14 protein-coding genes and 3 pseudogenes are annotated in these 13716 nt (G+C 54.7%); 7 read left to right on the top strand and 10 right to left on the bottom strand.

Annotation, left to right across the window (positions count from 1 at the left end; genetic code table 11):
* The first annotated feature begins 36 nt into the window (after nt 1-36).
* The 5 genes and pseudogenes from HA45_RS07685 to HA45_RS07665 all read left to right on the top strand — a co-directional run bounded on the left by HA45_RS07685 (nt 37) and on the right by HA45_RS07665 (nt 4891).
* Nucleotides 37-1217, top strand: a pseudogene (locus tag HA45_RS07685) (isochorismate synthase).
* Nucleotides 1218-1227: 10 nt separating this feature from the next.
* Complete coding sequence (locus HA45_RS07680; RefSeq protein WP_100704421.1) at nt 1228-2844, top strand: (2,3-dihydroxybenzoyl)adenylate synthase; 1617 nt, start codon at nt 1228-1230, stop codon at nt 2842-2844.
* A gap of 19 nt (nt 2845-2863) precedes the next feature.
* On the top strand, nt 2864-3718 hold the full coding sequence (locus HA45_RS07675) for an isochorismatase family protein (RefSeq protein WP_100704420.1): 855 nt from the start codon (nt 2864-2866) through the stop codon (nt 3716-3718).
* The gene (gene dhbA, locus HA45_RS07670) at nt 3715-4473 is read left to right on the top strand and encodes a 2,3-dihydro-2,3-dihydroxybenzoate dehydrogenase (RefSeq protein ID WP_100704419.1); all 759 of its coding nucleotides are present in this window, start codon (nt 3715-3717) and stop codon (nt 4471-4473) included. The genes HA45_RS07675 and dhbA overlap by 4 nt, the downstream gene beginning before the upstream one ends.
* A gap of 1 nt (nt 4474) precedes the next feature.
* Nucleotides 4475-4891: a hotdog fold thioesterase gene (locus HA45_RS07665; RefSeq protein WP_100704418.1), complete on the top strand. Its 417-nt coding sequence runs from the start codon at nt 4475-4477 to the stop codon at nt 4889-4891.
* 42 nt (nt 4892-4933) lie between these two features.
* Here the strand turns inward: HA45_RS07665 and cgtA are convergent, their stop codons facing one another.
* The 3 genes from cgtA to rplU all read right to left on the bottom strand — a co-directional run bounded on the left by cgtA (nt 4934) and on the right by rplU (nt 6942).
* Nucleotides 4934-6109 carry an Obg family GTPase CgtA gene (gene cgtA, locus HA45_RS07660; RefSeq protein WP_100704417.1) on the bottom strand — a complete coding sequence of 392 codons (1176 nt, stop codon included), beginning with the start codon at nt 6107-6109 and terminating at the stop codon, nt 4934-4936.
* A gap of 248 nt (nt 6110-6357) precedes the next feature.
* Complete coding sequence (gene rpmA, locus HA45_RS07655; RefSeq protein ID WP_003851093.1) at nt 6358-6615, bottom strand: 50S ribosomal protein L27; 258 nt, start codon at nt 6613-6615, stop codon at nt 6358-6360.
* Nucleotides 6616-6630: 15 nt separating this feature from the next.
* Nucleotides 6631-6942: a 50S ribosomal protein L21 gene (rplU, locus tag HA45_RS07650; protein ID WP_034826596.1), complete on the bottom strand. Its 312-nt coding sequence runs from the start codon at nt 6940-6942 to the stop codon at nt 6631-6633.
* A gap of 254 nt (nt 6943-7196) precedes the next feature.
* On the opposite strand from rplU, the gene ispB reads away from it, so the two are divergent.
* The gene (gene ispB / locus HA45_RS07645) at nt 7197-8168 is read left to right on the top strand and encodes an octaprenyl diphosphate synthase (RefSeq protein ID WP_100704416.1); all 972 of its coding nucleotides are present in this window, start codon (nt 7197-7199) and stop codon (nt 8166-8168) included.
* 251 nt (nt 8169-8419) lie between these two features.
* Nucleotides 8420-8701, top strand: a complete 282-nt coding sequence (locus HA45_RS07640; protein WP_100704682.1) for a helix-turn-helix domain-containing protein — start codon at nt 8420-8422, stop codon at nt 8699-8701.
* A gap of 64 nt (nt 8702-8765) precedes the next feature.
* Here the strand turns inward: HA45_RS07640 and murA are convergent, their stop codons facing one another.
* The 7 genes and pseudogenes from murA to mlaF all read right to left on the bottom strand — a co-directional run bounded on the left by murA (nt 8766) and on the right by mlaF (nt 13545).
* On the bottom strand, nt 8766-10025 hold the full coding sequence (gene murA, locus HA45_RS07635) for a UDP-N-acetylglucosamine 1-carboxyvinyltransferase (RefSeq protein WP_100704415.1): 1260 nt from the start codon (nt 10023-10025) through the stop codon (nt 8766-8768).
* A gap of 44 nt (nt 10026-10069) precedes the next feature.
* Nucleotides 10070-10326 (bottom strand): annotated as a pseudogene (gene ibaG / locus HA45_RS07630) (BolA family iron metabolism protein IbaG).
* A 114-nt stretch (nt 10327-10440) separates the two neighbouring features.
* Nucleotides 10441-10746, bottom strand: coding sequence for a lipid asymmetry maintenance protein MlaB (gene mlaB, locus HA45_RS07625; protein ID WP_100704413.1), 306 nt, complete (start codon nt 10744-10746; stop codon nt 10441-10443).
* Between the two features lie 2 nt (nt 10747-10748).
* Entirely contained in the window at nt 10749-11378 is a 630-nt protein-coding gene (mlaC, locus tag HA45_RS07620; RefSeq protein ID WP_100704412.1) for a phospholipid-binding protein MlaC, read from the bottom strand.
* An 18-nt stretch (nt 11379-11396) separates the two neighbouring features.
* The gene (gene mlaD / locus HA45_RS07615) at nt 11397-11939 is read right to left on the bottom strand and encodes an outer membrane lipid asymmetry maintenance protein MlaD (RefSeq protein WP_100704411.1); all 543 of its coding nucleotides are present in this window, start codon (nt 11937-11939) and stop codon (nt 11397-11399) included.
* 4 nt (nt 11940-11943) lie between these two features.
* Complete coding sequence (gene mlaE, locus HA45_RS07610; RefSeq protein ID WP_100704410.1) at nt 11944-12726, bottom strand: lipid asymmetry maintenance ABC transporter permease subunit MlaE; 783 nt, start codon at nt 12724-12726, stop codon at nt 11944-11946.
* A gap of 4 nt (nt 12727-12730) precedes the next feature.
* A pseudogene (gene mlaF / locus HA45_RS07605) lies at nt 12731-13545 on the bottom strand (phospholipid ABC transporter ATP-binding protein MlaF).
* Between the last annotated feature and the right edge of the window lie 171 nt (nt 13546-13716).

Below are 13716 nucleotides of genomic sequence, written 5' to 3'. Positions count from 1 at the left end.
CATTCTTAATAATCTTATCATTTATAGGTGAAAATTATGGTGGAATCTTCCACGTTTGAAAATGCCTCACTGACGGATTTTTCCGCGCTCTGCCGTGGATTCCTCTTTACCTCACCGTGGCGCAGCCTGTCCACACAAGGCTGTTACACCACCATCACCGCGCCAGTGGATGATGCTGCGGCGTTACAGGGCAATTTCCAACAACAACTTCGTCAGCATTTTGCTGCGGCAAAAAACAGGGCATCAACAATCCGATTCTGGTCGGCGCGATACCCTTTGACGTCAGCCAACCGGCTGCGCTATTTATTCCTGAATCTTATCAGACCTTTAACCGTGCCGATTTACAAAATGCGTTGCCGCCTGCCTTGAGCGAACTGCCTCAGGTACGCCGTCGTACAGCGGTACCGGATCACGATGTCTTTACCCAAATGGTGGCGGATGCTGTTGCGGCAACGCAGCGTGGCGATCTCGACAAAGTCGTGCTGTCACGGCTGATGGATATCGCCACCGAGCAGCCTGTTGATACCGCCGCGCTGATGCAGCGCGTGATTGCGCAGAACCCGAATAGCTATCACTTCCATCTGCCGCTGCCACAGGGCGGCGCACTGGTGGGTGCCAGCCCGGAGTTGATGCTGCGTAAACAGGGGCGTGATTTCAGTTCTTGCCCGCTGGCGGGCTCGGCGCGACGTGATCACCACGACAGCCAACAAGATCAGGCGGCGGGCAATACGCTGATGGACTCCAGCAAAGATCGTCATGAACATCAGTTGGTGACGGATGCGATGCGCGCCACGCTGCAACCCCGTAGCCGGTTATTATCGGTTCCGACGGTGCCCACGCTGATCACCACCGCCACACTGTGGCATCTGGCAACGCAAATCGATGGCGAAGTACAGGATGAGCACGAAAATGCCCTGTCGCTGGCCTGCCTGCTGCATCCAACGCCGGCATTAAGTGGCTTCCCGCATCAGCAGGCACAGCAGTTGATTAAGCAGTTGGAACCGTTTGATCGTCAGCTATTTGGCGGCATTGTTGGCTGGTGCGACAGTGAAGGCAACGGCGAATGGGTCGTGACGATCCGCTGCGGCACCGTGCAAGGCGCCCGCGTGCGACTGTTTGCCGGGGCGGGCATCGTGGCTGACTCCCAACCTGAATCAGAATGGCGCGAAACCGGCGTGAAGCTGGATACCATGTTGCGCGCTTTTGGACTGCAATAAAGGAAAGAGCATGAGCATTCCCTATAACCGCTGGCCGGACGATTTAGCCGCACGCTACCGCGAAAAAGGCTACTGGCTCGATGTGCCAATGACCGATATCCTCGCGCGCCACAAAGAGAATGAAGCGATTGCGGTGATCGACGGCGATCGCCACATCAGCTATCGCGAGTTGGATCGGTTAACCGACAATCTCGCGGCTGCCCTGCAGCGCCGTGGCCTGCAACAGGGTGATACCGCGTTAGTGCAGCTCGGCAACGTGGCGGAGTTTTACGTCACGGTCTTCGCGCTGTTTAAACTCGGCGTGGCGTCGGTATTCGCGTTGTACAGTCATCAACGCACCGAGCTGACCGCCTACGCCGCGCAGATTGAGCCAAAGCTGCTGATTGCCGATCGTAGCCACGCGTTGTTTGCCGATGACACCTTCATCGGTGCGCTCTGTGCCGCTCAACCGTCACTGCAGCAGGTCATTCTGCGCAATGACGGTGATAAAGAAAACACCCTTGAAGCGTTGATGGCTGAAGCGGCAGGCGATTACCAGCCAACACCAACTGCTGCCGATGAAGTGGCGTTTTTCCAGCTCTCCGGTGGCAGCACCGGTACGCCGAAACTGATCCCACGCACGCATAACGATTACTACTACAGTATTCGCGCCAGTGATGAGATTTGTGAAGTCACGGCTGACACGCGCTATCTGATTGCCCTGCCCGCACCGCATAACTTCGCCATGAGCTCACCGGGTTCACTCGGCGTATTTTATGCCGGTGGCCAGGTGATTCTTGCCGCCGATCCCAGCGCCACGCTGTGCTTCCCGCTGATTGAGAAGCATCAGGTCACTGATACCGGTCTGGTGCCGCCAGCGGTAAGTCTGTGGCTGCAGGCGATTCAGGAATGGGGCAGCAACAAACAGCTGGCTTCGCTGCAACGCATCCAGGTCGGTGGTGCGAAGCTCGGCGAAACGCTGGCGGCACGCATCCAGAGCGAAATTGGCTGCCAGCTGCAGCAGGTGTTCGGCATGGCTGAAGGTCTGGTGAACTACACCCGTTTTGGCGATGACGAGAAAATCGTTCTGACCACCCAAGGCCGACCGATTTCTGACGATGACGAAGTCTGGGTGGCGGATGAACACGGCAATGCGTTGCCGCACGGCACGGTGGGTCGCCTGATGACACGCGGTCCGTACACCTTCCGTGGCTACTACAAAAGCCCGGAACACAACGCTACCAGCTTTGATGCCAACGGCTTCTATTGCTCCGGCGATCTGATTGAGATCAATCCGCAGGGTTACATCACCGTGCAAGGCCGCGAGAAGGATCAGATCAACCGTGGCGGCGAGAAGATCGCCGCAGAAGAGATCGAGAATCTGCTGCAGCGCCATCCGGATGTGATCCACGCCGCGCTGGTGTCGATGAATGATGAACTGATGGGCGAAAAGAGCTGCGCCTTTATTGTCGCCAGCCAGCCGATCAAAGCGGTGGCACTGCGTCGCCATCTGCGAGAACTCGGTGTCGCCGAGTTTAAATTACCCGATCGTATTACCTGCGTAGATGCCCTGCCGCTGACCCCGGTTGGCAAGGTGGACAAAAAACGTTTACGCCAACAGCTTGCTGACCAACAAGCGCAAGCCTGAACCTGTTCCGGAGATTGTAATGGCTATTCCAAAACTGAATTCTTACGCGCTGCCTGCCGCCACTGAACTGCCGACCAACAAGGTCAAATGGACCGTAGAGCCGCAGCGTGCTGCCCTGCTGATCCATGATATGCAAGCTTATTTCCTGAATTTCTGGGGCGAGAACAGTCCGCTGATCGATCAGGTTGTGGAGAACATTGCCCGCCTGCGCGCCTACTGCAAAGCACAGGGCATTCCGGTGTTTTATACCGCACAGCCTAACGAGCAAAGCGATGCCGATCGCGCACTGCTCAACGACATGTGGGGACCGGGCCTGAATAAGCATCCGGATCAACAGAAGATCGTGGATGCGTTGGCGCCAGATCAGGACGATCAGGTATTAACCAAATGGCGTTACAGCGCCTTTGTGCGCTCGCCGCTGGAATCGATCCTGCAAGAGATGGGCCGCGATCAGCTGATCATCACCGGCGTTTATGCTCATATCGGCTGCCTGACTACAGCCACTGACGCTTTTATGCGTAATATCCAGCCATTCATGGTGGCAGATGCGCTGGCCGACTTCAGCCGTGAAGAGCACATGATGGCACTGACCTACACCGCTGGCCGCAGCGGCAAAGTGGTGATGACCGCCGATCTGATGCCGCTCCCGCTGAGCAAAGACGATCTGCGAGCGCTGATTCTGCCGCTGCTGGAAGATGATGATGTGCCGGAAGATGATGAAAACCTGATCGATTACGGTCTGGATTCCGTGCGCGTGATGGCGCTGGCGGCGCGCTGGCGCCAGGTGCACAACGATATCGATTTCATTAGCCTGGCGAAAAATCCCAGCATCGATGGCTGGTGGGCACTGCTGTCACGGACGCCAGCCAAATGAGTGCTTCTTTCGACTTTAGCGGAAAGATCGCCTGGGTAACCGGCGCGGGTAAAGGCATTGGTTTCCATACTGCACTGGCATTCCATCAGGCCGGCGCACAGGTGATCGGCTTCGATCTGCGTTTTGAACAGACCGACTATCCGTTTGCCACTCAGGTGATGGATGTTGCGAATGCGGCGGAAGTGAAAGCAGTGTGTCAGCGTCTGCTGGCAGAGCAGCCGCGTCTGGATGTGCTGATCAATGGCGCGGGGATCCTGCGCGTTGGCAGCACTGAAGAACTCGCGTTCGAAGACTGGCAGGCGTGCCTGGCGGTCAACGCCGGTGGCGCATTCAATATGTTCCAGCAGACGCTGCCGGTGTTCCGCCAGCAGCGCGCCGGTGCGATTGTCACTATCGCTTCTAACGCGGCACACGCGCCACGTCTCGGCATGTCTGCTTATGGTGCCTCCAAAGCCGCACTGCGCAGCCTGTGCCTGACCGTCGGCCTGGAAATGGCGCCGCTGGGCGTGCGCTGCAACATCGTTTCGCCGGGCTCAACCGATACCGACATGCAACGCAGCCTGTGGCACACGCCGGAAGCCGAGCAAGAGATGATCAACGGCTTCCCGGATCAGTACAAGCTCGGGATCCCACTACGGAAGATCGCTAAGCCGCAAGAGATCGTGAACAACGTCCTGTTCCTCGCCTCGGATCTTGCCAGCCACGTAGTGCTGCAGGATATTGTGGTCGACGGTGGCGCAACGCTGGGATCCTGACATGGCAATCTGGAAACGATCGGTTGATCTTGCAACCTTAAATACCCTTGGTGACAACTCGCTGGTTTCGCACGTCGGCATCGTATTCACGGTGATTGGCGATGATTACCTCGAAGCGACCATGCCGGTCGATGCGCGCACGCAGCAGCCGTTTGGCCTGTTGCACGGCGGTGCGTCGGTGGTGCTGGCGGAATCGATGGGATCGATCGCCGGCTATCTGAGTGTGGAAGAAGGCAAAAGCGTGGTGGGGATTGAGGTGAGTGCCAGCCATCATCGCGCGGTGAGCAGCGGTGAAGTGCGCGGCATCTGCCGTCCTCTGCACCTTGGCGCCCGTAACCAGAGCTGGGAGATTGAGATTCGCAATGGACGCGACCAGCTATGTTGTACCTCGCGGCTGACGGTCGCGGTGCTGGGATAAGGCAACAAAAAAGCGGCCAATTGGCCGCTTTCTGTTTTGCGATTAACGCTGGTAGATGATTTCGACACCTTCGTCGTCTTCTTCGTCCCAATCGTCATCCCAATCTTCGTCTTCTTCAACTTCCTGCGCGGTTTCCAACGCTTCGCGGTGGTAGTCATCCCACATAAAGGCGACTTTTTCCGGCTCTTTCGCTTCTTCTTCCGCTTCTTTCGGGTTAGCGATGATAAAGCTCATCACATCCCAGCAAAGATCTTTCACGCCATCATGGCTGGCGGCAGAAATCAGATAGTACTTCTCATCCCAACCCAATGCTTCCACAACCGCTTTAGCGCGGCTTTCCGCTTCTTCACGGCTCAGCAGGTCGCATTTGTTAAACACCAGCCAGCGTGGCTTCTGGAACAGCTTATCGCTGTATTTTTCCAGCTCACCCAGGATGATACGGGCATTCTCAGCCGGATCGGATTCATCAATCGGCGCCAGGTCGATGAGGTGCAACAGCACGCGACAACGCTCAAGGTGCTTCAGGAAGCGAATACCCAAACCGGCACCATCCGCTGCGCCTTCAATCAGACCCGGGATGTCCGCGACCACGAAGCTTTTTTCGTTGTCCATACGCACAACGCCAAGGCTTGGCACCAGGGTGGTGAACGGGTAATCCGCCACTTTCGGTTTTGCCGCTGAGACAGAACGGATAAACGTTGATTTACCGGCGTTAGGCAAACCAAGCATACCGACGTCTGCCAGCAACATCAGTTCAAGCTGCAGATCGCGCTTCTCGCCTGGTGTACCCATGGTTTTCTGACGTGGGCTGCGGTTGACTGAAGATTTGAAACGGGTATTGCCCAGGCCGTGCCAGCCGCCTTTCGACACCATCAACTTCTGCTCATGGCGGGTCATATCACCCAGCGTTTCGCCAGTTCCCTGGTCGATCACACGTGTCCCAACAGGCACTTTAACGACGATGTCTTTGCCGCGTTTACCGGTGCAATCACGGCTCTGACCGTTCTGACCACGCTCGGCGCGGAAAGATTTCTCGAAGCGATAATCGATCAGGGTATTCAGGTTTTCGTCAGCGACCAGATAAACATCGCCGCCGTCTCCGCCGTCGCCGCCATCTGGGCCACCGCGTGGAATATATTTTTCGCGGCGGAAGCTTACGCAACCATTACCGCCATCGCCCGCGACCGCAAGGATCGTCGCTTCATCTACAAACTTCATTTTATTTCTCCGTCACGCTATCGTTCGCGGCTATTAAGCACGGCAAACGGGTCCGCCAGGGTCTTCTGCGCTGACCGGCGGCGGATAATACAAGATTGGCAAAGCCAAGTGTACATAAATTGTACAGCAAACTGCGCATTTTGGTCAGAGGGGATCCCGCAACCTGCGGCAGAATGTAAAAAGCCCCGCAAAGCTGCGGGGCCTTCAATTCGTGTGTTCAGACGTTAACCGTCTGCGTCACAACAACCTTACTCAGCAACGATGCTGATGTACTTACGGTTGTTAGGACCTTTAACTTCGAATTGTACTTTACCGTCTGCGGTAGCAAACAGGGTGTGGTCACGACCACAACCTACGTTGGTACCTGCATGGAACTTGGTGCCACGCTGACGAACGATGATGCTACCTGCCAAAACAGATTCACCACCGAAACGCTTAACACCCAGACGTTTTGCATTGGAGTCGCGACCGTTACGAGTCGAGCCACCAGCCTTCTTATGTGCCATTTGTCAGATCTCCTCTTAAGCGCCGATCACAGTGATTTTCACATCAGTGAACCACTGACGGTGACCAGCTTGCTTACGGTAGTGTTTACGACGACGAAACTTAACAATCTTAACTTTCTCGCCACGACCGTGAGCAACAACTTCTGCTTTGATCACACCGCCTGATACCAGTGGCGCGCCGATTTGCACGTCTTCGCCATTTGCAATCATCAGAACCTGGTCGAACTCAATGGTTTCGCCGGTTGCGATGTCCAGCTTTTCCAAGCGAACGGTCTGACCTTCGCTTACTCGGTGTTGTTTACCACCACTTTGGAAAACCGCGTACATATAAAACTCCGCTTCTGCGCATGCCTTTCTATTCATCAGGCGGCGCGATAAATATTCACAATAGGGCGCGAATTCTACGCAAATCTCCAGCAGAAGACAAGTGCACTTTGCACTCTCTTGCAGAAAAAAAGCGCAGGACGAATGCAAACGTTTCTCAGCCCGATTTTTCAAGTACAATCAGTAACAGATTACCTGAACTCACGCTGGGTAAAAGCGCTTACCATGCAAAATACGAGTCAAAGCTGAACAGACGAATGAACTTAGAACAGATTAATGAATTAACCGCGCAGGACATGGCGGCCGTCAACCAGACCATCCTCGACCAGCTGAATTCAGAGGTCTCACTGATCAATCAGCTGGGTTACTACATCATCAGCGGTGGGGGCAAACGTATTCGGCCAATGATCGCGGTGCTGTCGGCACGCGCGCTCAATTATCAAGGATCGTTGCATGTCACCAATGCGGCGCTGATCGAATTTATCCATACGGCGACACTGCTGCACGATGATGTGGTGGATGAATCCGATATGCGCCGTGGCAAAGCCACTGCTAACGCCGCGTTCGGTAACGCTGCCAGCGTGCTGGTGGGTGATTTTATTTACACGCGTGCGTTCCAGATGATGACCAGCATGGGATCCTTAAAGATCCTCGCGCTGATGTCAGAAGCCGTTAATGTGATCGCTGAAGGTGAAGTGCTGCAGCTCATGAACTGCAACGATCCGGATATCACCGAAGAAAGCTACATGCGCGTGATTTACAGCAAAACCGCGCGCCTGTTTGAGGCCGCTTCTCAAGCCTCCGCGATTCTGGCAGAAGCCACGCCGGCTCAGGAGAAAGCGCTGCAGGATTATGGCCGCTATCTGGGTACGGCTTTCCAGTTAATCGACGATCTGCTCGATTACAGTGCTGATGGCGAAACGCTGGGCAAGAATACCGGTGACGACCTCAGCGAAGGTAAGCCTACGCTGCCATTACTGCATGCCATGCATAATGGAACACCGAAGCAGGCGCAGATGATTCGCAAAGCTATTGAAGAAGGCAACGGTCGGCACCTGCTGGAGCCGGTATTGGCTGCGATGCAGCACACCGGTTCACTGGAGTGGACGCGTAAACGTGCGGAAGAAGAGGCGGATAAAGCGATTGCCGCACTGCAAGCCATCCCCGAATCACCCTGGCGCAGCGCACTCGAAGCGCTGGCGCACATGTCAGTACAGCGCGACTTCTGATTGATTAACGGGGCCAGGCGCCCCGTTTTCTTTTCCCACTCGCTCCCCCTCCGCTTTTCCTCCGCATACCGTTTCATCCATTGCAGTACTTTTGCGAAAGAGTACGCAGTTTCGCGTGACGCCAAAACAATTACTGGAAGCTTATGGAAATTATTTGCTATAAAGTTTTTGGTTTTTTCCAGATATCTCGGTCATGGATTCACGCATTGCGGCAGAGACGAAGCTATAACATGGACAAGGAGCAGGACGTTATGAAAGCAAGGAAACAGGATTGGCACCCGGCGGATGTGATCGCGGCGCTGCGTAAAAAAGGGACATCGATGGCTGAATTGTCGCGAGATTCAGGGCTGAACTCCTCCACATTATCGAATGCCCTCTCCCGCCCCTGGCCCAAAGGGGAATGGTTGATCGCCAACGCGATCGGCGTACATCCGGCAGAGATATGGCCAAGTCGCTATTATGATCCCGTCACCTTGCGTTTGTTGGATCGCAAAAAACGCATACGATCGCCCAAGGATCGTCATGAGATCTGAGATCCTTGACGAAAAAAAACCAGCCACGCTGCCGTGACTGGTTCCTTCAAACGTTGTGTCAGCGTTATTCGCCGCTGACGCGTTCGATATTGGCGCCCATGGCTTTCAGTTTATCTTCGATGTGCTCATAGCCACGATCGATATGATAAATACGATCCACAATGGTGGTGCCTTCCGCGATGCAACCGGCCAGCACCAGGCTCGCTGAAGCACGCAGGTCGGTTGCCATCACTTGCGCACCTGACAGCGTCTCAACACCGTGACAAATGGCGGTGTTGCTCTCGATTTCCGCGTGACCACCCATACGAATCAGCTCAGGGATGTGCATGAAACGGTTTTCGAAGATAGTTTCGGTGATGACGCCCGTGCCTTCTGCCACCATGTTCAGCAGGGTGAACTGTGCCTGCATGTCGGTTGGGAAGCCTGGGTGTGGCGCAGTGCGAATGTTGACAGCTTTCGGACGCTTGCCGTGCATATCAAGGCTGATCCAGTCTTCACCGGTTTCAATCTCGGCACCCGCATCACGCAGTTTCGCCAGCACCGCATCCAGCGTATCAGGCTGCGCCTTGTGGCATACCACTTTGCCGCGAGAAATCGCGGCGGCCACCAGGAAAGTACCGGTTTCGATACGATCAGGCAGCACGCGATAAACACCACCGCCGAGACGCTCAACGCCTTCGATGGTGATTTTGTCGGTGCCTGCACCGCTGATTTTTGCGCCCAGCGTGTTGAGGAAGTTTGCCGTATCGACAATCTCCGGCTCGCGCGCGGCGTTTTCAATGATGGTGATGCCCGTTGCCAATGTTGCGGCACTCATGATGGTCACGGTCGCGCCGACGCTGACTTTGTCCATCACAATATGCGCGCCTTTCAGACGGCCATTAACGGAAGCTTTAACGTAGCCCTCTTCCAGTTTGATCTCTGCACCCAACTGCTCAAGGCCGGTGATATGCAGATCCACGGGACGGGCGCCAATCGCACAACCGCCCGGCAGTGAAACCTGGCCCTGGCCAAAACGCGCCACCAGCGGACCCAGCGCCCAAATCGAGGCACGCATAGTTTTCACCAGATCATAAGGCGCGCTGAAGACGTTCACTTCGCGAGCATCAACGTGAACCGAACCATTACGCTCAACGCGCGCGCCCAGCAAATTCAGCAGCTTCATGGTGGTATCGATATCACGCAGCTTAGGCACGTTTTGAATCTCTACCGGCTCTTCTGCCAGCAGCGCAGCAAAAAGAATTGGCAGCGCAGCATTTTTCGCCCCGGAAATGGTCACTTCACCGCTTAAACGGGTGGGGCCTTGCACACGAAATTTGTCCATTAACGGCTCTCAATTATCTATCAACAAAACAGCCCGTGAGACGCTTAGAAACCGTTGAGTTTACGGTCGCGCGCCCACTCAGCTGGGGTATAAGTTTAATGGAAACCGCATGAATACGGTTATCCGCAATGTATTCCATCAGCGGCGCGTACACAGCCTGCTGCTTCTTAACACGGCTCAGTTCACCGAACATCTCACCGACCGCGATCACCTGAAAATGGCTACCGTCGTTGCTGAGTACGTGTACTTCTTCTAATGGCAGCGCCTGCATCAGCACGGCCTGAACTTCATTATTTTCCATCGCTCATTGCTTCACTTAATAATAATAAGGCGGATATCTTAGAGGAAAGCGCCTGACTCTTAAATACACAAAAGCCCCTGAAAAATTCAGGGGCTTTAATCGATTAAGCCGTAATCAGGCGATTTTTTCCGCAGAAACAATAATCTGCTGCAAATTATACAGCGTGATTAGTGACTGGAGTTTATCGTTAATGCCGGTGAAAACCGGGGTGCTGCCTTGTGCTCGTGCGATTTCGCGCAGGTGGACCAGCAACGCTAAACCCGCTGAATCCACACGATCTAACGCCGCAACATCAATAGTGACCACATCCACCATCGCCGTTTCACGTTCATGCCATAATGCCAGCAGCGTATCGCGATCCAACTTGCCGCTTAAAGACAGCGTGCTGGCAGTGCGCTGCCAGCGTAACGGTTCGCTCATGCTTACTGTTTATCCAGAGTGATAGGCTGTGCTGCGTAAGATTTCAGCTGCGCGGTCAAACCATCAATCCCTTTCGTGCGCAACAGATCGCTCCACTCATTTTGTTTGGTGGTGATCATGCTAATGCCTTCGGCCACCATGTCATAAGCCTGCCAGTTGCCGGTTTGGCTGTTCTTACGCCACTGGAAATCCAGGCGCACGGGCGGACGACCATTCGGATCCAGAATCGTTACGCGAATCGCTACAATGTTGGCATCGCCAATCGGTTGCGGCTGCTGAATCTGGTAGGTCTGGCCATGATAGAGTGCCAGCGCCTGGCCATAAGCCTGCGCCAGATAATCACCAAAGGCGCTGAAGTAAGCGTCGCGCTGTGCCGGCGTCGCTTCACGGTAATAACGACCCAGCACCAATGCACCGGCATATTTTATCTGCACATAAGGCAGCAGTTCCTGACGCACGACTTCACGTAAGTAGTTGGGATCCTGCTTGATTTTAGGCTGTTCATTTTTCAGACGAGTGAACGTCTTCGCTGCCGCTTCATTCATCTGTTTGTAAGGGTCGCTCTGATCTGCCGCATTGGCAGCCAGAGGCAAAATCGCCAGCATGGCTATCATCATTAATCTTTTAAACATCGTGTTTACCTCTTGGGGTTATTCCGTTGTAGCAGGTGCTGCAGGGGCAGGCGCACTCTCTGCACCCTGCTTTTGATTATCGTTTTTATTGTCGCCGCTCTTGTAAAGGAACTGGCCGATCAGATCTTCCAGCACCATCGCGGATTTCGTGTCGCGCAATGTGCCGCCCTCTTTAAGCATCGCCGACCCCAGTTCAGGATCGTCAAACCCTAAATTGAGCGCGAGGAACTGCTCACCCAGCAAGCCTTGCGTACGAATCGCCAATGAACTGGTATCCGGGATTTTGTCGGTGTACTGATCGCTGATGTCCATGGTGACACGCGGCGAGAGGGTTTTATCATCCAGCGAGATATCCGTCACGCGGCCAATCACCACGCCACCAATTTTTACCGGGGAGCTGACTTTCAGACCGCCGATATTATCGAAGGTGGCATACAGCTTCCAGGTGGGTTCTGTACCGAGTGATTTCAGATCGGCCACGCGCAGGCTAAGGAATAACAGTGCCAGCAGCGCCGCCAGCATGAAGACGCCTACCCAGATTTCGTTTTTCTTGCTTTGCATTGCATCAATTCCCAAACATCAGTGCTGTCAGCACAAAGTCCAAACCGAGTACCGCCAGTGAAGCATGCACTACGGTACGCGTCGTCGCCCGACTGATCCCTTCCGAAGTCGGGATGGCGTCATAGCCATTGAACAGCGCAATCCACGTCACCGTGACGGCAAAGACCGCGCTTTTGATAATGCAGTTGATGACATCAGTGCGGAAATCTACCGCATTCTGCATCGCTGACCAGAAGAAGCCGGGATCGATACCTTTCCAGCTCACGCCAACCAACGCACCGCCCGCAATGCCCACAGCAGTAAAAATCAACGTGAGCAGCGGCATACTAATAAAGCCCGCCCAGAAGCGCGGTGAAACCACGCGACGCAATGGGTCAACCGCCATCATTTCCATGCTGGAAAGCTGTTCAGTGGCTTTCATCAGACCGATTTCTGCTGTCAGGGCTGAGCCCGCGCGTCCGGCGAACAACAGTGCTGTGACGACAGGCCCGAGTTCGCGCAGCAGCGACAGCGCCACCAACATACCAAGGCTGGTTTCGGCGCTGTACGTGGTGAGCACCAGATAACCCTGCAAGCCCAGCACCATGCCGATAAACAAGCCCGATACCACAATGATCAGCAACGAGAGTACGCCCACGCTGTACAGCTGTTTTATCAGCAGTGGCGCATGTCGACGAAACGCCGGTTTTCCCACCAGCGCATGAAACAGCATCAAGCCGGCTCGGCCAAAGGCCGCGCAAGTATTAATTCCCTGACGTCCAAATGACGCCAGCGCCTTAAGCAACATCAGTTTAGGCTCTCCCTACACGGGTCAGATCGCTGAGGTAATCCCCGGCCGCGAAGCGGAACGGTACCGGGCCGTCCGCATGACCCTCAATAAACTGGCGCACGCGCGGATCGGGATTTTCCCGCAGTTCCGGCGCACTGCCCTGAGCAATAATCTTTTGACCGGCAACAATATAGGCATGGTCGGCAATGCTCAAGACCTCTGGCACATCGTGTGAAACGACAATGCAGGTCACGCCTAAAGCATGGTTCAATTCATCGATTAATTTTACCAGTACACCCATTGTAATCGGATCCTGGCCAACAAACGGCTCATCGAACATGATCAGTTCCGGCTCCAGCGCGATAGCGCGCGCCAGCGCCGCACGTCGCGCCATCCCGCCGGAGAGTTCGGCTGGCATTAATTTCGCCGCACCGCGCAGACCCACCGCTTCCAGCTTCATCATCACGGTGCTGTGCAATAACGCCGGCGGAAGCTGTGTGTGTTCACGCAGCGGCCAGGCGACGTTATCAAAGACGTTGAGATCGGTAAAAAGTGCACCTGACTGGAACAACATGCTCATTTTTTTCGCACTTCATACAATTTGGTGCGAGAAAGTGTCGGGATATTCTGGTCACGGAACCAGATTTCGCCTTTTTCCGGTTGCAGCTGTCCGCCAATCAGGCGCAACAGTGTGGTTTTGCCGATACCGGATGGCCCCATGATGGCGGTGACTTTGCCCGCAGGCACGGTAAGCGAAATATCATCAAAGATGACGCGGTCTCCGCGAGTGAAGCTGACGCCACGAACCTCAACCAGATTCGTTTTTTGCTGGATCATCGTTACCTCTTTATGCGGATCGGGCGTTCTCAAAGTCGTGGATGGTAGCCTGGTAGACCACAATGCACGATAGTTTTACAGAAACTTACCCGTAAGGTGTGGCGAAAACGGCCTTAAAATTTACTTTTGGCTCTCAGACAGTCAAAATCAGCGCCTGTTTCCGCGCGTGCA

It is taken from the genome of Pantoea rodasii (genome assembly GCF_002095465.1).
Lineage (GTDB): Bacteria > Pseudomonadota > Gammaproteobacteria > Enterobacterales > Enterobacteriaceae > Pantoea > Pantoea rodasii.
Note: the sequence above shows the minus strand (reverse complement) of the source record. Positions and strands in the feature narration are given on the sequence as shown.